This window comes from Maritalea sp. YIW29 (genome assembly GCF_057219265.1).
In genome coordinates, this window is the sequence record NZ_JBXVVF010000002.1 from 1,116,430 (window position 1) to 1,137,302 (window position 20,873).

Sequence of the window (20,873 nt, forward strand, 5' to 3'; positions counted from 1 at the left end):
GTGCAGTTTAAGCCGGCGCATGCCAACACTCCCAAAGGGACGAGTTGGGCAGCAATGTTCTCAACCTAGGCCACTATATAGGACTGATATATGAAATTTCATCCCCAAAAGGAGAAAAATTGCATAAAGTTTGAAAAGAGATCAGAAGTTTTGCCTAAGAATCAGGGCTTTGCAGGCGTTTTAGCAATTGCGCCAAATCTTGAGGAAATGGTGAGGAAAAATGCATTTTCTTCCCTGTGGTTGGGTGAGCGATGGTTAGATCAACGGCATGTAGGGCTTGGCGGGCAAGGGCCTTTAGGGATTTTTGCAGGGGCATAGGCAGGTTGCGCTCGCGGCTTTCAAACCCGAAGCCATATGATGGATCGCCGAGTAGGGCGTGCCCAATATGGGCCAAATGCACACGAATTTGATGAGTGCGTCCGGTTTCTAACTGACAGGCAATTTGGGCAACTGTCCATTTGTCGCCACCAAAGGCATCAATGACTTTGTAATGGGTGACCGCGCTCCGGCCACCGCTTTCCACAATTGCTTGTTTGGTTCTGTTGTGGGGCGACCGACCGATCATGGCTTCGATCCGGCCTTGTTCTGGCGCTGGTACGCCCCAAACAAACGCATTATATGTGCGGCGCAGCGGGCCGTTTTTGCCGTGGTCGGCAAATTGGGCAGATAATGAATTATGGGCAATTTCAGTTTTTGCGGCGATCATGACGCCGGATGTGTCTTTATCCAAACGGTGGACAATGCCCGGGCGCTTGACCCCGCCAATGCCTTGCAGGCTTTGCCCGCAGTGAAACAGCAATGCGTTGACCAAGGTGCCATTTTGGGCGCCGGGAGCCGGGTGCACCACCATGCCGGCTGGTTTATCGATGACGATGATCGCATCATCTTCAAACAGCACATTGAGGGGGATATTTTCTGGTTCCGGTTCCGCGTCGACGGGCTCAGGTTCGATGAATATTAGTTGCTGTTCTTGTTTGACGCGGTATTTCGGCTCGCTTATGGTCGCGCCGTCAATGGTAAGCGTGCCAGAACGGATAAGGCTTTGGCATCTGGAACGGGAATGTCCGTCAAGATGTTTGGCCAACACCACGTCTAGTCGCTTGCCGTCATCTTCGGATGAAATAGAAAATTTAGTCAATTCGCCAGTGGAGCCATTGTGCATGAGTGCTGATAAACCTTTAGACGCGCAAGAAAAAGACCAAGATGGAACGAGCACGCTAACACCAGAAGCCGAAGCGGTGATCCATCGGGCACGCCGCTCATTTGGTATCAGTGTTCTTATCCTGATGTTGGGGTTTATGGCGGTTGCGGGCGCGCTTGTCTATCGTATGAACCAAAAGTCGAGCAATGACCAGTATCAGGCGCAAAGTGTGAGTGTGCCCCAAGGCGCGCAAATCATCTCTGTTGTTGCACAAGATGGTTTGATCACGCTGACCTTCAAGCTAGGCGAAGATACCACGATCCGCCTGGTTGATGCGCAATCCGGCGATGTTGTGCGTGATATCAGCATTGCGCCAGAGGCTCCCCTAAACTAGGGGTCGCCAACTAGTTCGACGAAACTTTTTTCAATGCATCCATGCGGTCGGCGACAAGACCGATCGCGTCCTCGTCGACTGGGTCTTGTCCCAGCATGGTTTCATCAACACCATCGTCAGCATATTTTCGCACCCGGTCGAATAGGCTTTCTTCGCCTTCAGCGCCACTACTGCTGTCTTGCGCATAAATCAAGTGGCTCACATCGATGGCGATATTTTCCATCCGTTGGCGCAAATCATCAACATCGCCTGTTTCCTGTGAGAAGCGAGCAAGAATGTCTTCTTCAAGGGCGAGGATGCGGCTGCCGACATCTTCCAATTCGTCTTCGACCCGCAATTCTTCGGCAAGGCTTTGGCCGGCGCTGACGAATTGTGGGGTGGCAACTTCGAGCTGTTCGGTATCTTCAATTTGCGTCTCAACAGGCGCAGCTTGATCATTGAGCATAGTGGTGAAGCGCTCAGCAGCAATGGCGATATGCGCTTCAGCATCGTCCAACAGATCGGGTATATTTTTGGTGAGGGTATCGTCAGCTGTTGAACGTGACTTGGATTTTAGTTCTTGAACGCGGCTCATTGAGGCACGCAATTGCTCTTCTAGGAAAGCGTTGCGTTTCTTTTCGGCGGTGAGGGCCTTTGCAAGTTTTTTGGCGTCGCCATCTAGTTCGCTGACAGCGATCTCCTCGTCAAAATTCTGCACAACTGCAGACGTGGCAATATTGGCTGCCGCGCGGGCTTGGTCTAGTTCTTCGATTTTTTGCGCCAAATCGCGTTCGCGATAGCGAAGCTTTTGAGAAATGTTGGTCAACTCGACTTCATAGCCACGCACTTGGTCTTGCAATTCTTGATTGCGGTCGATCAGCTCAGCAGAAACATTTTCTGTTGCTTCGCGCTCATGCACAGCCAAGTCTTGAGTTTGGCGCAGTTGAGTAAGCTCGCGCAGTTGGGCGGCACGCTTTTTGCGCAAATCGTCCAATTGCAATTCAAGTTTACGCAATTCAAGAGCATTCTTGGCGCGGAGTTGGTCTTTTTCCGCACGGAATTCTGAAAGCGTTACGGGGGTCGTCGCGGCGATGCGTTTTTTGGTGAGGCGGACGGCGCGGCGCCAAACGCTTGGCAGGATAAGCAATGCGAGAATGATGGCGCACAAAAATCCCAGTGCGTAAAACATCAAACTCTCAATGACCATCAAAAACTCCTGCAGTCTAGCTCCCTTATAGCTAATGGAGCTTGCATCAAATTGGAAGTCCCACACGCCAAAGTGTTGATCAATGGTTAATTTAGCACATTGTCGGAAATTGGGCCATGGCAGGAAAACTGATGATAAAAGGCAAAGAAAAAGCGCGGACGCCGCGCTTTCATGAATTCACCATATCAACTAGGCGTTTAGCCGATCAAAATGGGTTCCAAGTTGGGCTTTGCGTGAATTTTAGATAGCCAACATTGATGCCAAGCCGTGCGCCAACGCCAGAGCGGATTGGGACGAGATAGACATCCTTATATTTCATCACCGTCATGCCGACGCCACCAACAACATAGGCGGAACCCTCAACGCCGGGATATCGGCCATAAATGGAATCGACTGAAGGCAAGTTGTAGACCAACATCATGACCTGTGAGCCGTCGGCACCGAAATCAAATCCGAGTGTGGGGCCTTGCCAATAAAGAATGTGGTTGCCTGCATTTTTGGTGAAGAGTTCGCCGTCACCATAACGCACGCCGCCGAAAAAGGCGCCGGAGCCTTCTTGTCCTAAAATATAGCCATTGGGTAGACCATAATTTGAAATGGCCCGTTCCACGACGGAGGCCAGCCCTTGGGAAACTTTTCCGAAAAATTGCCCGCCCGCCTGCACAAGTTCGTCGCCCGTATATTTGTCTGAAACGGTGTCCGATTGAGCAAATGCTGCTGTAGATGTGGTGAGCACCACAGCTAAGGTGATGAGAAGAGTGCGAAATTTGGAAAACATTGGCCGCTTTTCCTTAAATGTTGCATGTCCGACAAATGGTATTTTTGCTGTTAACCTAGCGGATAGCTCTTTTTGCTAGGCTTCAACCATTCGCGAAATAAGTAGTGTGTAATCAAGGCGATGATGCGGCAATTGAGTAAACAAAGATTAACCATAAGGCGGCTAGCGGCCGTTTGTTTGTCTATAGGCATGTTTTTTTGCCTCGTGCCGCAATTGTCGGCAAATACACAGCGTCACTTTCTGGAAATGTATGTGACCAACCCTCTTTCAGGTTCTGCGATTGAGGGGATGGACCCGGTGAGTTATTTTACCGAGCCTGAACCACTAATGGGTAAGGCAGAGTTTGAAATCTCTTGGAAGGGTGTATCCTGGTTCTTCGCTACTGAAGCAAATAGAGAAGTCTTTCGTGCCGCGCCGGAAGCCTATGTACCGCAATTTGGCGGTTATGGTCTTGCTGGGGTCGCCCGCGGATATTTGTCCTCTGGTAATCCAAGGATCTATTCGATTTACAATCGTCGCCTTTATTTGTTCTATTCCTCGGGCAACCGAGAAGCTTTCATTCTCGAAAAGGCAGCTATGGTGAACTATGCCTTTGAAAACTGGGTGGAGTTGCGTGATCAACTCGCCCGGCGCTGATTGAACCTAAAACGTCCCTTCCTGAACCAGCTGGATTGTTGAATAGATCCCTTAAAGTTCGTGTCAGATGTTGCTCACCAAACGCGACCCGCTAAACTGACTAAAATTGATTCGGTTGGGGGTGCCATTTTGCGCAGCCTGACCTTTTACGCAGTTTAAGGGAATGCAATGGCTGATATTATTGAATTGGATGGGCCAGATTTGGCGGCGATGTTGTGTTCGCGGGTATGCCATGACTTGATCAGCCCAGTTGGGGCGATCGGCAATGGTTTGGAAGTATTGGCTGATCCTGAGCAAGCTGAAATGGCTGATTTCGCGCAAGAGCTGATCAATAATGCGGCCAAGCAAGCACGGGCAAAACTTGAATTTGCACGTCTAGCCTTTGGCGCCTCTTCAACACAGGGCACCGAGATTGACACGCGTGAAGCTGAAAAAGTCGCGCAAAACTTTATGGCTGGCGAAAAAGCTGATCTTGAATGGAATATTGAGCCGGTATTGCTGCCCAAAAACAAAGTAAAGATGTTGCTCAATCTATTGCTTATTGCAGCAGGGTCTGTGCCGCGCGGTGGCATGGTAACTGTTTCGTTGGATGGTGCGCCGTTGGGCGATGAAGGGGTTATTCTGAAGTCGACTGGCAAAAAGACACTTATCCCGCATTTGGTGGGCCCATTATTGGCGGGTAAGCCAGAAGATGGCCGAATTGATGCGCAGGTTATCCAGCCCTACTATGCCGGTCTGCTTGCCCGTGAAAGCGGGTTGGATGTGACCATTGAATTGGTGGATGATGTCGTGACGATTGCGGCGGTGAAATCCAGCTAATCTAGGCTAAGCGATGCCCCCTACGTGTGAATACTAGGAGGCGTTTTTTGAAATGAATCGTTAACTAAAATACCCGCAATCTGCGCCCATACTTAAAACCGGCGCGATTGCGGGTATTTTTTTGGGCGAGCCAATGGATGAATTGCTAAGCGATTTTTTGACTGAAACGACCGAAAGCTTGGAGTTGGTTGATACCCAACTTGTGGACTTCGAAAAGAACCCTGATGATAGTGAAATATTGCGGCGAATTTTTCGTCTTGTGCACACCATCAAGGGCACTTGTGGGTTTTTGGATCTACCACGACTTGAAGCATTAACCCACGCGGCTGAAAGCTTGATGGGGTGCTATCGGGATGGTGCACCTGTTGTGGGGGACGGTGTTGAAACGATCTTGTTGTCGATTGACCGGGTAAAAAGCCATCTAGATATATTGAGTGAAACTGGCGTGGAACCTGACGGCAACGACAATGATCTGATTGATGCGCTGTGCCGTCTGGCTGATGCATCAAGCAACGATGACCAGTTCACTGAACAGCCGCACGAAGGTGAATGCGCGCCACTTGATCCGCTAGAAGCTGCTTTTTTGGCAGCACCAGGGCCGGATGATCTTGCTGAGGCGTCGAACGCACCAACAGCGCCATCGACCGTAGAAAACGCGTCGGCAAATATAGATACAGAAGATGGGGCAAAAAAGCCAAAATCTTCGTCCACACAAGTCGGCAATCCGCCCGCTATTCGTGTGCAATTGCCTGTGCTTGAAGGCTTGATGACCATGGTATCTGAGTTGGTTCTTACCCGAAACCAGCTCATGGCAATCTCGAGAGATCGCGAGGAAAGTGAATTCCATGCACCATTGCACCGCTTGTGTTCAGTCACAGCGGAACTGCAAGACGGGGTGATGAAAACCCGCATGCAGCCAATTTCGGCCGCATGGCAAAAGATGCCGCGATTGATCCGCGACTTGTCTAAAGATTTGGGCAAAGACATCTCCCTTGAAATGTCCGGTGAAGATACAGAACTTGATCGGCAAATTCTTGAGCAAATCAAAGATCCATTGACCCATATGGTGCGCAATGCGGCGGACCATGGTTTGGAAACGAGCGCAGAGCGACGCGCTGCGGGCAAACCTGCAACCGGTGTTGTTCGGCTGAATGCATGCCATGAAGGCGGACAGATTGTTATCGAGATTTCAGATGATGGTCGCGGTCTTGATGTTGAACGTTTGAAGCAGAAAGCGCTGGAAAAGAAAGTCATCTCTGAAACCGAACTTGATGGCATGAGTGATGCGCAAGTTCAACAACTCATATTTCATCCGGGGTTTTCAACCGCCTCAGAAGTCACCAGCGTTTCTGGACGTGGGGTTGGCATGGATGTGGTGCGGTCCAATGTGGAATTGATCGGCGGGGCGATCGATCTTAAATCCGTTTTGGGCAAGGGTACGACGATCAGTCTAAAAATTCCGCTGACCCTGGCTATCGTTCCGGCGCTGGTTATCGCTGTTGGCGAGGAAAGATTTGCATTGCCGCAGCGTGCAGTTCGCGAACTCGTGCGTGTCAACAAACGCGCAAACCAAGTCGAGCATTTGAACGGCGCGTTGGTGCTTCAATTACGGGATCATTTGTTGCCGGTCGTAGGGCTAAGCGATTTGCTTGGTGTGCGCCCGGGTGAGGTTCCGGAAGAGGGCTATGTCGTTGTTACCGAAGTTGGTGCCTACAGTTTTGGTTTGCTGGTGGATGAAGTGTTCCACACCGAAGAAATTGTTGTGAAACCGATGATGGGTGCCTTGCAAGGTCTAACGCACTTCTCGGGCACAACTATATTGGGCGACGGCAGCGTGATTATGATCATGGACCCTTCAGGCTTGGCCAATTCAGTGGCTCATACAGATATTGGCGAGTTGGCTCAGCCCGTTCGCGTTGAAGACGTGGCGGAAGATATAGCATTCGCTGAATTGCTTGTGTTTGAAGCGGAAAATAATCAACGCCAAGCTGTGCCATTATCGCTTGTTAGCCGACTAGAAACACTGAACGTGGAAGAGCTTGAGCAGGTTAATGGCCGCCATCTATTGCAATATCGTGGCATCTTGATGCCCATCAGAATGTTGTGTGGCGAGCCTCCAACGTCTGGCAAAATGTCGATGTTGGTGTTTGAAGACCGTGGGTTCCGTTTGGGCATGGTTGTGGCGCAGGTTATCGACATTATTTCGGACAAAATGGATATCGATATCGAAACGCGACGTGATGGATATTTGGGCACCGCCATTATCAAGGAACGGGCAACGGAAATTTTGGACATGTCTCACTTTATGTCCGTGGAGCATCCAAAATCACTCGAACGCACTCCAATTGACGGAACAACAAACAGAAAACGCCTGCTCTATGCCGAAGACAGCGCTTTCTTCCGCAATATGTTGGTGCCGATTTTTAAAAGTGCTGGATTTGAAGTTACCGTATGCGAAGATGGTGAAACGGCTTTGGACGCGGCGGCAAAAAGCGAGCAATATGATCTGATTGTCACCGACATTGAAATGCCCGGCATGGATGGCTTTTCTCTCGCGCGTTCAATTGGTGAATTGCCTCATCAGGACAAAACACCGGTGATTGCTTTATCTGCTTGTGATGCGCCGAACGTTAAAACGCGCGCGCAAGAAGCAGGTCTGTTTGATTTTGTTCTTAAAGGGGACCGCGAGCACCTAGCAGATGCAGTTGGCCGAGCGGTGAAATCACAAGAATTGGAAGCAGCATGACCGACAAATCCATTAAAGCTGATGATATGATCCAAGTTGTGACATTGCGCATTGGCGGGCAGTTATTTGCTGTAAACCTAGAAGTGGTTGAAGATGTCTTCAAACCCGAGCAATTTACGCCAATCCCATCGGTGAAGCCTGAAATTGCAGGCATATTGAATTTGCGTGGACGCATAATTGTTGCCGTAAACACCGAATACTTGCTTGGCTTGCCCATTGGCGAAGGAACGTTGATTGGCAGGCAGATGGTGAATGTTAAATATTTAAACGAATCTTATGGACTTATGGCCGATAGTGTTGGTGATGTCATTGCGCTTTGTGCGACTGATATCAAACCAAACCCGATCAATCTTGGTGGGAATTTGGCGGTTTATAGTCAAGGAATTCTTCGGCTCAATGACGAGCTGATGGTGGTTCTGATGGCGGATCAATTGATCGCTAAAATTCTACATCAGGAGGCCGCCTAGATCTAAGAGCGTATTTTTGAAGGAGAAACGCGATGAAAACCTGTCTGGTTGTTGATGACAGTAGTGTTATTCGCAAAGTAGCCCGCCGCATTATCGAGGACATTGGCTATGAAGTCGATGAAGCAGAGGATGGCCGTGAGGCATTTGAAAAATGCGCAAAATCCATGCCAGATACTATATTTCTGGATTGGAACATGCCGGTTATGTCCGGCCTTGAGTTTTTAAAAGAACTACGCAGCTATGTTGGGGGTGAAACCCCGAAAATTATATTCTGCACCACTGAAAATGACGTGGGGCAAATCGCGATGGCGCTTAAGGCGGGTGCCAACGAATATATGATGAAGCCTTTTGATCGGGATATTCTGGAACAAAAATTCCTGCTGCTCGACCAAAAGTAATCACGGTCGAAAGGAGCGTCCATATGGAGGCGCGATTGATGCCCGGTGCGAAAGCGCCGCCGGCACGGGTTATGCTTGTCGACGATTCCGCGGTTATTCGCGGCATTATCCGACGATGGGTTGATGCTGAACCTGCGCTAGAAATCGTTGGCAGCGCCATCAATGGGCGTGAAGCGATTGCCGAAGCGGAATTGAGCCAGCCCGATCTTATTATTTTGGATCTCGAAATGCCCGTGATGTCGGGTATGGAAGCATTGCCTGAATTGTTGAAGGTTGTTCCCAACGCTAAGGTGTTGATCTCATCAACATTGACGACCAAAAATGCACGGGCGTCCTTAGGCGCGATCAGTGCAGGTGCTACCGATTATTTGGCAAAGCCAGACCGAGGTGTTTCCAAAGAAGCATATCGGGTTGAACTGTTGAGCAAGCTGCATGCATTGGCATCGATATTTGGCCAAGATGAACCATCGACGGAAAGCCAAATTTCACCTCCTAACAGCAAACGCGGATGGAATGGGCAGATGAAAGCGCTCGCCATCGGCGCTTCAACCGGTGGCCCGCAAGCCTTAATTGACCTGTTTACAGCACTTCGCGGCAAACTGAGCGATAGCGCAGTGTTTGTTACCCAACATATGCCAGCCCACTTTACCCGATTGCTCGGCGAAGATTTGGCCCGCAGTGCAAATCTGATGGGCGGTGAAGTTGTGGACGGCGTATTAATAAAGCCCGGAACTCTTTATGTTGCGCCGGGTGGGTTTCATTTGCGTGTCGAAAGGAGCAAAGGGCAATTGCGTGCCGTTCTTGGGTCTGACCCGACCATCAATTTCTGCCGGCCCTCGGTTGACCCAATGTTTCAATCAATCGCCAAGCAATATGGTTCTGACTGCGTCGGCGTGGTTCTCACTGGGATGGGCAGCGATGGCGCGGCGGGGGCGACATCAATCTATCAAGCCGGAGGGCTGGTTCTCGCGCAAGATCAGGCGACGAGCACCATTTGGGGGATGCCAGGCGCGGCCGTTGCGGCAGGCGCCGTGGATCGGATATTGCCATTGAATAAGATTGGGCCTGCCATTTTGGCGTCGAAAGAGGCGGCAATCGAAGGGGAAATGAGATGAATATTGATGAAGAAACTTTCGATAGAATTGCCCGGTATGTTGTGGCGGAAAGTGGCATCAAACTGGCAAGGAACAAGTCCTATATGATGGAAACACGCCTTGCTCCAATTTTGCAGCAGTTCGGCATTGCCACCTTTGAGAATTTGGCTATGCGATTGGTGGTCGCCACCGCGGAGTTGCGCGCAGCCGTTGTGGATGCGATGACCACCAATGAGAGTTTTTTCTTTAGGGACCATACGCCGTTTGAGTTGCTCAACAACATCATGCTGCCAAATGTTGTTGCCCGACAACGGGCATCTGGCCGGGGCTTAAATATTTGGTGTGCGGCGGCAGCAACTGGGCAAGAAGCATATTCGCTCGCCATCTCGGTATTGGAAAACGCCAAGGTGCTGGACGGGATCGACGTCAAAATATTGGCGACCGACATTTCTCAATCTGCGCTGGCGACCGCAAAAGATGGACTTTATACGCAGTTTGAAGCGCAACGTGGACTGAGCGCCCAACGATTGATCACCCATTTTGATCAGGAGGGCACGGCTTGGCGCATTAAACCGAAACTGCGCGAACTGGTTGAATTTAAAGAGCTTAACCTGCTGCAGTCACTTGGAGCGCTTGGGAAAATGGACATTGTGTTTTGTCGCAATGTGCTCATTTATTTCGATGTGGTGACAAAACAAAAGGTGTTGAGGAGCATTCGACAGCAGATGAGTTCGGATGGATATCTAATGCTGGGTGCTGCAGAAACATTAATTGGTGTTAGCGAGGATTTTTTGGCAACTGAGGAGCATCAAAACCTGTTTCGCCCCACAATAAATCCCTAGAATTTTCGCCTGCCGTTTTGATGTGGTATGCTTGGTCCATACTTTTTGGATAATGGGGAGGGGTCATGCCAATTCAAGTGGGCAATATATCTCTACATTTGGGACCAAAAAACATTGGCGGTCCTGACGATCTAGAGCAGGCAATTATTGAATTTGTCGCTGATGCGAAAAAGAGTCTGCATATCTCAGTGCAGGAGCTTGATCACCGCCCAATTGCAGATGCGATCATCGCAGCAAAGTTACGTGGCGTGCAGGTTCATATGGTTTTGGAACAGGACTATTTGCGCGAAAGTCATCCACCTGCAGCAGATTCTTTGGGCGAATTAGAGATCAACAGGGAATTATTAGTACGGGTTTTGCGTAGTGGGATTGACGCAAAGGCTGATTACAACCCGTCAATTTTTCACCAGAAGTTCATTATCCGGGACGGCGATGCGGTGTTAACCGGCTCGACCAATTTCACCACCACGGGTGTCAGCAAAAACCTCAACCATATTGTCGTCGTGAATGACAAGCTGGTGGCGCGCGAATATACGCGAGAATTTCGTTCAATACGCAAAGGCATATTTGGCAAACGAAGTTTGGATCGTGCCCGCAAACCGCTTGAAGATCATTATGTGGGTGACGTGCGCGTGAAGCCGCTGTTCGCGCCTGACCATATGCCGGAAATGGAGTTCATCAAACATATGAACAAAGCGCGGCAGCGGATCGATTTTGCAATTTTTACGTTCTCAAAATCATCAGGCATTGATGATGCGATGGTTTTGTCCCAACTGGCTGGGATAAAGGTGCAGGGGGTTTTAGACCGACGGGCTGCCAACCAGAAATGGGCGGCTAAAAGCACGTTGAAAGATGGTGGGATCACCCTGTTTCAAAACAAAACCGGCACAGGGGTCAGGAAAGTCCACCATAAATTGATGACCATTGATGATCAGCTCACGATTGTGGGCAGCTTCAACTATACCGGCCCGGCCAATCTGACCAATGACGAAAACATAATGGTGCTCGGGGACCTGGACGAAACCGACGCCGCAAAGCGAGATGCGCAGGCCCAATTGGCACAATATGCGAGGACGGAAATAAGTCGCATTATCGAGGAGCAGAGTGAGGAAATTTGATGGTTTGCAGTTTCAATTCGTCCTTTGGCCATATTTCCTGCGACAAAGGAAAATGATTAGTCCAGCTATGTAACCGATAGGTCCGCCGAATGCGTAAGCCGGAGCAAAAATGGCCGGAATTGAGATTATTGATACAGCAGTGATGGGATTTATGAGTGCTTTTGGTATTGCATTTGTGTAGATGCAAGAAATTGGTAATGCGTTGTGTTTGATTATCCCGCAATCATATATGAGCAGACCCTGCGCCAAGAATAATGGCAATAGGAACACTAAAACTAGCATTGATTTGCTGAATCCAATATTTTGAAACGCGCTGTTAGTCATCAATGTGGCTACAACTGTACCAACTACCGCAAACGCGAGTATAGCGAACCCGGAACTCATTTGTGGAAATATTGCTACAAGGGAAAACCCTAGAATCGAAATAGCTATTAGGCTCACGCTAGTGAGAACGGCAAGCCAAATACCTGATTTGGGCTTCATAAAACATCCTAAAAGTAAAAAACCCCGCCAAAATGGCAGGGTTTAATCATTTCGAATACGTCTGAATTAAGCGTTAAGCGCTTTCAGACAATTCGTTCTCGTCTGGTTCGCGTAGCACATAACCACGGCCCCACACGGTTTCGATGTAATTTTTCCCGCCGGTTGCGGTTGAAAGCTTTTTACGAAGCTTACAGATAAACACGTCGATAATTTTAAGCTCCGGCTCGTCCATGCCGCCATAAAGGTGGTTGAGGAACATTTCTTTGGTAAGGGTCGTGCCTTTACGCAAAGAGAGAAGCTCGAGCATTTGATATTCTTTGCCGGTAAGATGTACGCGTTGGCCGCCTACTTCTACGGTCTTTGTGTCCAGATTTACAGACAAGTCGCCGGTGTTGATGACCGACTGTGCGTGGCCTTTTGAACGACGAACAACCGCATGGATACGGGCGACCATTTCATCTTTATGGAATGGTTTTGTCATGTAGTCGTCTGCGCCAAAGCCTAGGCCGCGAACTTTGTCTTCAATACCAGCAAGGCCAGAAAGAATAAGGATCGGGGTTTGTACTTTCGCAACCCGCAATGTGCGCAATACTTCGTATCCGCTCATGTCAGGCAAATTCAAATCAAGCAAAATGATGTCATAATCATATAGCTTGCCAAGATCTACGCCTTCTTCGCCTAGATCGGTAGTGTACACATTGAAACTCTCAGATTTGAGCATAAGCTCAATACTCTGCGCGGTAGCGCTGTCGTCCTCAATTAGGAGTACCCGCATTTCGTTCCCCTTGTCCTTTTGTTCCGTCATGGAACCCAAGCGGTGCTGCCAATCAACGGCGCACCAGTTAATGAATCCTACTGGATATGAATCAACCCTAGTGAGAAATAGTTAACAAAGTTTAATTCACTTCTGCAATATGCATCTGTTAAGTTTTTGAAATTAACTTAAGTTATTGAAATATATAATAAAAATGATAGTTAGCAACTTAATAATTTAGTTTAAGAAAACGTTGCAAATGACTCTTTGGACTCAGTGAATTGGCAGTTGCTGACGATGTTAAGATTTGGGTGTGGGCGATAAATTATTTCGCTTGAACTGTCTTAATAGTGCGTTTTTGTAAAGGAATCGTTAGCATTAACCGAATCAAAAGGATTGGGCTCGAATTGGAATCTCTTATTGCCGACATTAACGGAATGGACGCGGTCGAAGTATTTGGCCGTGTGAAGACCGTGCAGGGATTGCTGGTTGAAGTGATCGGCCCGGTGCGTGAGTTGCGCGTGGGTGGCCGTGTCGCGATCGAGACCCGACTTGGCCACAATCTGATGTGCGAAATTGTTGGCTTTGAGGATGATTATGCATTGTGCTTGCCCTTTGGTGCGCTTGAGGGTGTGCGGTTGGGATGCAAAGCCATCTTTTATTCTCATGGTGGAACTGCTCAGCCTAGTGACAGTTGGCTCGGGCGTGTCATCAATGCCAATGGCGAACCCATTGATGGTGGTCCGTCCATATTGAAGGGCGCTGATCATTATCCATTGCGCGCATCCCCACCCGCTGCCCATGAACGCGCGCGGGTTGGCCCGCCAATTGATCTCGGGGTGAAGGTGCTCAACACCTTTACGACCTGTTGCGATGGCCAGCGTATGGGCATTTTTGCTGGATCCGGTGTTGGTAAGTCCGTTTTGATGTCGATGTTGGCGCGTAATACTGATGTGGATGTCGCCATTATCGGTCTGATCGGAGAACGCGGTCGCGAAGTTCAGGAATTTATTGAAGACAATTTGGGGGTCGAAGGCCTGAAACGTGCGGTTGTTGTTGTGGCAACGTCGGACGAACCGGCGCTGATGCGGCGACAGGCGGCCTATATGACGCTCACATTGGCCGAATATTTCCGCGATCAAGGTAAACGAGTTCTTTGCATGATGGATAGTTTGACCCGTTTTGCGATGGCCCAGCGTGAAATCGGCTTGGCAACTGGGGAACCGCCTACCGCAAAAGGTTATCCGCCTACTGTTTTCACTGAATTACCAAGATTATTGGAAAGAGCGGGTCCAGGATTAAAAAATTCTGGTTCTGTTACCGGACTTTTTACAGTTTTAGTAGAAGGTGATGATCACAATGAACCTATTGCTGATGCCGTTCGCGGTATTTTGGATGGGCACATTGTAATGGAAAGGGCGATTGCCGAGCGGGGAAGGTATCCGGCGGTAAACGTTTTAAGGTCCATTTCACGCACTATGCCGGGCTGTGTCCCGGATGAATATCGGCCGGTTTTGCTGAAAGCGCGTGAATACATGTCGGTATTTTCCGACATGGAGGAATTGATCCGTTTGGGGGCATATCGCTCAGGGTCAGATCCGAAAGTGGACACTGCCATTTCCATTGCGCCGCAATTGGACGCGTTTTTGTCTCAATTGCAGGACGAGCGGATTACCCTTGATGAGGGATATGTTCAGCTCGCCGAAATTGTCGCCAGTGTAGAAGGCGGCGGGGAATGAAGACTTGGTTGGGTAAGGAGTACAAGTCATGAAGTCACGGAATGAGAGCCTCATTCGTTTGAGGAAGTTCACAGTGGATGAAAAGCGTCGCGGTGTGACGCAAATCGAAATGATGGTTGCCGATTTTGAACGTATGGCAGCCGAATTGGATCAGCAGATCGAAATTGAACATCAAAAAACCGGCATCACAGATGTTGGCCATTTTGCTTATTCAACTTTTGCTAAAGCGGCAGCAACGCGCAGAGACAATCTGAATGCGTCAGCTGACGAAATGCGTGGCAAGCTAGAAGCAGCGCAAGATGAATTGGCGGAAGCGGTTGAAGAGCTGAAAAAGATCGAATTGCTCGATGCACGCGAAAATGCCCGAGAAGCGGCAGAAGAAACAAAGCGTGAGCAAGCTGAGATGGACGAAATTGCGCTGATGCGCCGCCATCGAAAATAGGTTTTGTTCAGCATCTAGCTGAAATTTACTTACCCGGAATCTAAAAAGGTTGCAGGCCCTTATGGCGTGCGACCTTTCTTGGGTTGTGTGGACAAAGCGAAGAACCGTGCAATTCAGTTTTATGCCGCTTTGTCCTTTTTGAATGGCTTATAAAAGAGCCTGTGCTAAGATCATCAGTGCCCCGCAGGCCACGATATAGCCAGCATCAATCAAAGTGGCTTTGCCCGACTTTTGACTAAATAGATCCATTGCTGCCACTGTTATGGCGACGGCAAGAATGGCGCAAATTGCAGTCACGATCGCTTCGTTCGTTTCCGTCATGCCAACAACCAAGGCCAAAACGCCAAGCCCGACGAGCATTAACACCATCGCTAGTATTGGTGGTGAGGAGGGCGGTTGTAAATCGTGGCTGCCCTTTGACCAGCTTTTGCCAAACATCATGGGGCTAAACCAAATCATGCCGAGGGCAAAGGCGGCAATTGTGCCGACAATGACCGCCGTCCAATTCATAAGTGCGATGTCCATTTTGTTCTCCTTTAGGTCGCGATCTTATGCGGCAAGTTTGGCTTCAAGGGCGCCAAGAATTCCCATCCAACCGCCTTCGTGGTTGGCACGAGACTCTTCATCGGTAAATCGCACATGCGTAAGGGTTACATGTGTGCCGCCATCGGTTGGCGCGAAAGACAAAGTCACTGTGCTATCATCTACAGAAAATGGACTTTCCCAGGTGAACACAAGGCGGTCATGCGGGCTGATTTCACGATAGGTGCCTGCGTGCGGGATTTGGTCGTCGCCAGCTTGCATTACAATTTCAAAACGCCCGCCTTCTTTAGGGTCGTTCGAGGCCTTTGGTACGGACATGCCAGGCGCTGGCGTCATGAATTTGGCCAACATTTCTGGGTTGAGCCATGCGTTAAAAACGTCTTCTGGTGCGGCTTTAATTGTGCGTTCTACCGTTAAATTTAGGTCATTCATCTTCGTCGTTTCCTTTTGTTATCAAACTATCAAGCGCTTCCAACCGGAGATCCCAGATGGAGCGTAATTCGGCGAACCAGTTGTCGATTTGCGACAGCGGTTCCATTTGCACTTCGATCAAATGCTCACGCCAATCTTGTCGTCTTTTGATAAGACCTGAGCGTTCCAGCACCTTGATGTGCTTGGAAATTGAGTTGAGGCTCATCTCAAACTGCTCATGAATATCCGACACCCGCATAGGGCCATGCTGGGCCAAAAGCGTGAGGATTGCGCGACGTGTTGGGTCACTTGCAGCTTTAAGCACTTCACTCAGTGCATTTGTATTTTCTCGTTCAACCATAAGGGTGAATAACACCAATTTTCTTATCAGTCAACCATTTGGATGAATGATTGATTTGATCAACGCACGCTGATGGGTGGGCAGACGATTGAATGACAATCGTTCACCAATTCCTGAAGCATCGTGATTTGAGATCGAGAAGTTTGCCGCCTTATGTTCAGATTATTGGCGTGTCCCATTGGTGCGTTGCCCTGCCCCAATTGCGCGCCAATTATCGCACAGGCCAATTCCATTGGCCTGTGCGATCAACAAGCAGGCACGCGAAAGGTTTATCCATGGCTTTGTTAATTGGCGCTCGGTCTCACATATTTTTCTTGTTGGTGTTGGTCGCACTCTTTTTAGTGGGGGCTGGACATGTCTATGCACAAGACCAAAAACCATTGCCCGAATATGTAATCGAAAAATTCGGTCAGCCGCCCGAAGTGCCTGAAGGGCCACTGTCTGCTGAATTGCAATCTGCGGTGAAAGTGGCGTTCTTTGACAGTATGGCGCAAACCAGATGGGGTGAAGAACAAGACGCCGCGTTGTTAAAAATTGGCGCGTCTGAAGACCCACGGCTTGTTTGGATCATCAGTGATTTGATGCGTTTTGCTACTGGCCCTGCATTGAACGCCAAGCTGGCGGACGCCGCGTCTGACTTATTTGGCAAGGATGTGCGGGGTGGCAACGGGTGGGGCACCGTAACGGACCACCTGATTGCTTGGAATATTCCCGCTCCGCCAGATTATTTAGCCGCAAAACGCGCAATTTTCACGTCGATTGTGCCGGGCTGGGAGAAGATTTTTGTTGAAGGCGACATTGATTGGCGGCTTGTCTCTTGGGGTGGCGTGCTTATTGATGACCGTCCTTACGATACGACTGATGAAGCGTGCAATTGTATTCCAGCTGCCGACAATCCTGAAGTGAGCAGTGCTAGCGAAGCAACATGGCTTAAGGATGATGACATTGTTTTCGGCATTGCGGTGAATGGTGAATATCGTGCCTATCCCCGTCGCATTATGGAAGTGCGCGAAATGGTCAATGACACATTGGGTGGTCGCGATCTTGGTATTCCTTATTGTACTTTATGTGGTGCGGCGCAGGCCTATTTCACTGACCAATTGCCAGAAGGCATTGCCCGGCCGATCTTGCGGACTTCCGGTTTGCTTATTCGCTCCAACAAGGTGATGTATGACATTGAAACCTACTCTGTGTTTGACACTTTTTTAGGCAAAGCCGTTACAGGACCGCTTGCGGAAAAGGGTTTGAAACTAAAGCAGGCGGCGGTCGTGACAACAGACTGGGGCACGTGGAAAAAAGAGCACCCTGAAACAACAGTTCTTGTGGAAAGCCTTGCACTTGGTCGTGACCCAGACTTCCGCAATGGTCGCGATGCTAATGGGCCGATCTTCCCCATCGGCAATGTCGATCCACGCCTGCCAGTGCATGAAGATGTGATTGGCATTGTCACCGCGTCGGGTCAGCCGGTGGCCTTTCAACGGTCTAAGGCATTTGTCGCGTTAAAGAATGGCGATGAAATCGCATTTGATAATGTACGTCTGAAACTTGATGCCGGTGGCATAAAGGCTGTGGACGTTGATGGTTCGGATCTTGGTAGCCACCAAGCGTTCTGGTTTGCTTGGTCGCAGTTCTACCCAGATACGGTGCTCTGGACGCAATAGCAAAGTGATGTATTTTGGTCGGCCGGCATTGCTTGAAATGCTGGCCGATCTTGCTATTGGCACTGATCTGCGGTTGAAGTGTTTCACTTGAACCACACAAAGGCTATGTCGTGCGCATTAACGACCAAATCACAATTGCTGATTGGGAGCTGTCCGAACAGTTCACCCGAGCCAGCGGCCCGGGCGGGCAAAATGTGAATAAGGTCAGCACCGCGGTTGAACTTCGCTTTGAAGCAGAGCGATCACCAAATCTAACGGACGCAGTGAAGCGTCGTTTGAAGCGGTTGGCCGGCAGGCGTTGGACACTTGAAGGGGCCATCGTGATCTTTGTGCAAGACACTAGATCGCAAGCCCGCAATCGAGAGATTGCACGTGAGCGGTTAGCTGAGCTGATCTTAAAAGCCACTGAGAAACCGAAATATCGCGTGGCGACCAAGCCAACCTATGGATCGGTTAAGCGCCGATTGGTCGCAAAGAAGGTACGCGGCGACGTGAAAAAACTGCGTGGTAAGGTTGAAGAATAAGCACGCCCGTCTTGAGGCGATTTAGGCTTTGCGGTTGGCCTTTAGAACAGCACGTAGAAACTTGGCAGCCGATCTAAAGTGGCTTGGCCCTGCGGCTTCTGCCCAACGACCTGATGTCCACTGATTGTTTGCGCCCTTCATTGGGTCGCCATAGAGCTCTTCGTCTGAATGGTTCTTTATGAAGGCATCCAATTTGGTTTTATTGGCGTGCAATAATTGTTTGGCCTCTTGCCAACTTAAAGCTTCTTGGCTTTCTCGTAGATCGGCATTGTAGCGTTTAAGGTCATTCCATTTATAGCCCTTTGCGGGGAAGAAAACTTCCTTACCTGCTTGGCCATCCGTGTACCAGCCCAAAAATAGATCAATCCAATGGGCGCGATGCCCAACCGTGTCTTTGATTGAAGCGCCGTCCGTTTCAAGAAGGGCGGTGGGTTCGTCAATTTCATCGATGAGTTTCTTTAGTTTGGCATATTCTTTTTGCGTGACCGCCGTTAGATCGGCCTTGTTTGTTGCAGCTGGCATGATTCACCTCACTTTTTCGCGTAAGGCTAGGGTGCTGGCGCTGCGTGTGCCATGACCAAAATCAAACGTTTTTGCAAATTCCCAGATCAGCCAAATTGGGCCCGGTGAAGTTCTGCATATGCGCCATTCTTTTCGATCAGTTCTTTATGGCTTCCTTGTTCAGCGATGCCCTTCTCATTGACCACAATAATGCGGTCGGCATTGCGAATGGTCGCCAAACGGTGGGCGACAACAAGGGTCGTGCGGCCTTTGGACAGTTCGGCCAACGCGCCTTGAATGGCGACCTCGGTCGCCGTGTCCAATGCGGACGTGGCTTCATCCAAAATTAGGATGGGTGGGTTCTTCAAAAAGATCCGTGCGATCGCTAAGCGTTGTTTTTGCCCACCAGATAGTTTTACCCCGCGTTCGCCGACCAAAGTGTCGAGTTGGTCAGGCAATGATTTGATGAACTGGGTGAGGGACGATTGTTCAATCGCTTGCCAAATCTCATCGTCATTTGCACCCAATCGGCCATAGGCGATGTTTTCGCGAATGGTGCCACCGAACAAGAATACATCCTGTGCCACAATGCCGATCTGGCTGCGGAGGGACCGCTGGGTGATGTCGCGGATATCAATGCCATCAATGGAGATGCTGCCACTTTGAACTTCATAAAAGCGCGGCAGTAGCGAACAGATGGTAGTTTTTCCAGATCCGGACGGCCCCACAAAAGCAACGGTTTCACCTGCCCCAATGTGCAAGTTGAGATCGTTGAAGATCTTGGCGCTTTCACCATAGGAAAAGCTGACATCTTTATATTGAATATTGCCTTTAAGGTGCTTCACATCTTTGGCGTTGGGTTCGTCCTTAATCGCTGGCTCTGTGTCGAGCAAAATCGTGAAGCGCTTAAAGCCAGCAATGCCTTTTGGATAGCTTTCCAACACCGACGTGATTTTGTCGATTGGGCGGAAAAACACATTGACCAAAAGCAGAAAGCCCACGAACCCACCATAGGTCAATTCCCCAATGACCACGAAATAGGTGCCAGCCAACATGACAATAAGTTGGATAAACCGCGTGCTAAAATAGGACATGGAAATGCTGGCGGTCATATAGGCATAGGCCTGCAACTTTGTCGCGCGATAGCCCTCATTGTTTTTGGCAAATCGCACCCGCTCATGCTCCTCATTGGCGAAGGCTTTGACCACGCGAATGCCGCCAACTGTTTCGCCAACGCGGGTGTTAAACTCTCCAACTTGGTGGAAAAGTTTGCGCCAATTTTGCGTCATGCGCGCGCCATAGCGGCTAACCAGCCAAGTGATGAACGGAACGATGATGGTTGTGGCCAACGCCAGTTTCCAATGGACCGTGAACATCAAAATGAACGCACCAATAAAGGTCATGATGGCGATGAAAAGGTCTTCGGGGCCGTGGTGTGCTACCTCGCCAACTTCTTCAAGATCTTTGGTGACGTTGGTAATCAGTTGGCCGGTTTTTGTGTTGTCAAAATAGCTAAAGCTGAGCTTTTGGATATGGTCGAATGCTTCGCGGCGCATATCTGTTTCAATGCTGATCCCCAATGCATGGCCCCAATAGTTCACGATGGCCATTAGCCCAGTATTGAGAGAATAAACCATCAATAGAAGGACAGCGACGCCAGCGATCAGGCCCCAATTTTGGCCGGGCAATAGCGTGTCGACAAACAGTTTTACCGCAAGCGGAAATGTGAGTTCCAAAAGACCGGCGACGACAGCACTGCCGAAGTCCAAAAAGAAGAGCTTTTTGTGTGGTCGATAATAGGAAAAGAAGCGGCGCAACATGAGTGTTCCAACTTG

The 20,873-nt window shown here is 49.5% G+C and carries 22 protein-coding genes; 13 read left to right on the forward strand and 9 right to left on the reverse strand.

The features are described 5' to 3' along the window. Positions 1-154: 154 nt before the first annotated feature. Positions 155-1,162: an RluA family pseudouridine synthase gene (locus tag AC2D8L_RS14770; RefSeq protein ID WP_484686239.1), complete on the reverse strand. Its 1,008-nt coding sequence runs from the start codon at positions 1,160-1,162 to the stop codon at positions 155-157. Between AC2D8L_RS14770 and AC2D8L_RS14775 the strand changes: the two genes are divergently transcribed. Next, positions 1,161-1,535: a hypothetical protein gene (locus AC2D8L_RS14775; protein WP_484686240.1), complete on the forward strand. Its 375-nt coding sequence runs from the start codon at positions 1,161-1,163 to the stop codon at positions 1,533-1,535. The two genes, AC2D8L_RS14770 and AC2D8L_RS14775, sit on opposite strands and share 2 nt — an antisense overlap. A gap of 10 nt (positions 1,536-1,545) precedes the next feature. Here AC2D8L_RS14775 and AC2D8L_RS14780 read toward each other — a convergent pair whose 3' ends face one another. Then, positions 1,546-2,721, reverse strand: coding sequence for a hypothetical protein (locus AC2D8L_RS14780; RefSeq protein ID WP_484686241.1), 1,176 nt, complete (start codon positions 2,719-2,721; stop codon positions 1,546-1,548). Positions 2,722-2,926: 205 nt separating this feature from the next. Further along, positions 2,927-3,499 (reverse strand): DUF1134 domain-containing protein, encoded by a 573-nt coding sequence (locus AC2D8L_RS14785; protein ID WP_484686242.1) that lies wholly within the window; start codon positions 3,497-3,499, stop codon positions 2,927-2,929. Between the two features lie 252 nt (positions 3,500-3,751). On the opposite strand from AC2D8L_RS14785, the gene AC2D8L_RS14790 reads away from it, so the two are divergent. The 8 genes from AC2D8L_RS14790 (at position 3,752) to AC2D8L_RS14825 (ending at position 11,619) form a co-directional block, all read left to right on the forward strand. Continuing rightward, the gene (locus AC2D8L_RS14790; RefSeq protein WP_484686243.1) at positions 3,752-4,135 is read left to right on the forward strand and encodes a YHS domain-containing (seleno)protein; all 384 of its coding nucleotides are present in this window, start codon (positions 3,752-3,754) and stop codon (positions 4,133-4,135) included. 168 nt (positions 4,136-4,303) lie between these two features. Continuing rightward, on the forward strand, positions 4,304-4,954 hold the full coding sequence (chpT, locus tag AC2D8L_RS14795) for a histidine phosphotransferase ChpT (protein ID WP_484686244.1): 651 nt from the start codon (positions 4,304-4,306) through the stop codon (positions 4,952-4,954). Between the two features lie 133 nt (positions 4,955-5,087). Then, positions 5,088-7,700 (forward strand): hybrid sensor histidine kinase/response regulator, encoded by a 2,613-nt coding sequence (locus tag AC2D8L_RS14800; protein ID WP_484686245.1) that lies wholly within the window; start codon positions 5,088-5,090, stop codon positions 7,698-7,700. Beyond that, positions 7,697-8,167 carry a chemotaxis protein CheW gene (locus AC2D8L_RS14805; protein ID WP_484686246.1) on the forward strand — a complete coding sequence of 157 codons (471 nt, stop codon included), beginning with the start codon at positions 7,697-7,699 and terminating at the stop codon, positions 8,165-8,167. Before AC2D8L_RS14800 ends, AC2D8L_RS14805 begins: the two co-directional genes overlap by 4 nt. Before the next feature lie 32 nt (positions 8,168-8,199). Next, the gene (locus tag AC2D8L_RS14810; protein WP_484686247.1) at positions 8,200-8,565 is read left to right on the forward strand and encodes a response regulator; all 366 of its coding nucleotides are present in this window, start codon (positions 8,200-8,202) and stop codon (positions 8,563-8,565) included. 23 nt (positions 8,566-8,588) lie between these two features. After that, on the forward strand, positions 8,589-9,680 hold the full coding sequence (gene cheB / locus AC2D8L_RS14815) for a chemotaxis-specific protein-glutamate methyltransferase CheB (protein ID WP_484686248.1): 1,092 nt from the start codon (positions 8,589-8,591) through the stop codon (positions 9,678-9,680). Beyond that, the gene (locus AC2D8L_RS14820; protein ID WP_484686249.1) at positions 9,677-10,501 is read left to right on the forward strand and encodes a CheR family methyltransferase; all 825 of its coding nucleotides are present in this window, start codon (positions 9,677-9,679) and stop codon (positions 10,499-10,501) included. The genes cheB and AC2D8L_RS14820 overlap by 4 nt, the downstream gene beginning before the upstream one ends. 65 nt (positions 10,502-10,566) lie before the next feature. Beyond that, a complete protein-coding gene (locus AC2D8L_RS14825) occupies positions 10,567-11,619 on the forward strand; it encodes a phospholipase D-like domain-containing protein (RefSeq protein ID WP_484686250.1) in 1,053 nt (350 codons plus the stop codon). A 556-nt stretch (positions 11,620-12,175) separates the two neighbouring features. Here the strand turns inward: AC2D8L_RS14825 and ctrA are convergent. After that, positions 12,176-12,877 carry a response regulator transcription factor CtrA gene (gene ctrA / locus AC2D8L_RS14830; RefSeq protein ID WP_435668329.1) on the reverse strand — a complete coding sequence of 234 codons (702 nt, stop codon included), beginning with the start codon at positions 12,875-12,877 and terminating at the stop codon, positions 12,176-12,178. Between the two features lie 386 nt (positions 12,878-13,263). Here ctrA and fliI point away from each other — a divergent pair, with 386 nt between their 5' ends. Together fliI and fliJ are read left to right on the forward strand one after the other, a co-directional pair. Beyond that, the gene (gene fliI / locus AC2D8L_RS14835) at positions 13,264-14,595 is read left to right on the forward strand and encodes a flagellar protein export ATPase FliI (RefSeq protein ID WP_484686251.1); all 1,332 of its coding nucleotides are present in this window, start codon (positions 13,264-13,266) and stop codon (positions 14,593-14,595) included. Between the two features lie 28 nt (positions 14,596-14,623). Further along, positions 14,624-15,037, forward strand: coding sequence for a flagellar export protein FliJ (fliJ, locus tag AC2D8L_RS14840; protein WP_484686252.1), 414 nt, complete (start codon positions 14,624-14,626; stop codon positions 15,035-15,037). Positions 15,038-15,184: 147 nt separating this feature from the next. On the opposite strand, the gene AC2D8L_RS14845 is transcribed toward fliJ, so the two are convergent. The 3 genes from AC2D8L_RS14845 to AC2D8L_RS14855 are packed head-to-tail and all read right to left on the reverse strand — an operon-like array spanning position 15,185 to position 16,367. Further along, positions 15,185-15,562: a DUF1761 domain-containing protein gene (locus tag AC2D8L_RS14845; protein ID WP_484686253.1), complete on the reverse strand. Its 378-nt coding sequence runs from the start codon at positions 15,560-15,562 to the stop codon at positions 15,185-15,187. Positions 15,563-15,586: 24 nt separating this feature from the next. Further along, positions 15,587-16,012 (reverse strand): SRPBCC family protein, encoded by a 426-nt coding sequence (locus AC2D8L_RS14850; RefSeq protein ID WP_484686254.1) that lies wholly within the window; start codon positions 16,010-16,012, stop codon positions 15,587-15,589. Continuing rightward, a complete protein-coding gene (locus AC2D8L_RS14855) occupies positions 16,005-16,367 on the reverse strand; it encodes an ArsR/SmtB family transcription factor (protein WP_484686255.1) in 363 nt (120 codons plus the stop codon). Before AC2D8L_RS14855 ends, AC2D8L_RS14850 begins: the two co-directional genes overlap by 8 nt. A gap of 260 nt (positions 16,368-16,627) precedes the next feature. Here AC2D8L_RS14855 and AC2D8L_RS14860 point away from each other — a divergent pair, with 260 nt between their 5' ends. Then, positions 16,628-18,013 (forward strand): DUF3179 domain-containing (seleno)protein, encoded by a 1,386-nt coding sequence (locus AC2D8L_RS14860; RefSeq protein ID WP_484686256.1) that lies wholly within the window; start codon positions 16,628-16,630, stop codon positions 18,011-18,013. Between the two features lie 110 nt (positions 18,014-18,123). Continuing rightward, entirely contained in the window at positions 18,124-18,537 is a 414-nt protein-coding gene (gene arfB / locus AC2D8L_RS14865; protein WP_484686257.1) for an alternative ribosome rescue aminoacyl-tRNA hydrolase ArfB, read from the forward strand. A gap of 21 nt (positions 18,538-18,558) precedes the next feature. Here the strand turns inward: arfB and AC2D8L_RS14870 are convergent, their stop codons facing one another. Both AC2D8L_RS14870 and AC2D8L_RS14875 read right to left on the reverse strand, forming a co-directional pair. Beyond that, the gene (locus AC2D8L_RS14870; RefSeq protein ID WP_484686258.1) at positions 18,559-19,059 is read right to left on the reverse strand and encodes a ClbS/DfsB family four-helix bundle protein; all 501 of its coding nucleotides are present in this window, start codon (positions 19,057-19,059) and stop codon (positions 18,559-18,561) included. A gap of 86 nt (positions 19,060-19,145) precedes the next feature. Continuing rightward, complete coding sequence (locus tag AC2D8L_RS14875; RefSeq protein WP_484686259.1) at positions 19,146-20,858, reverse strand: ABC transporter ATP-binding protein; 1,713 nt, start codon at positions 20,856-20,858, stop codon at positions 19,146-19,148. Positions 20,859-20,873: the final 15 nt, after the last annotated feature.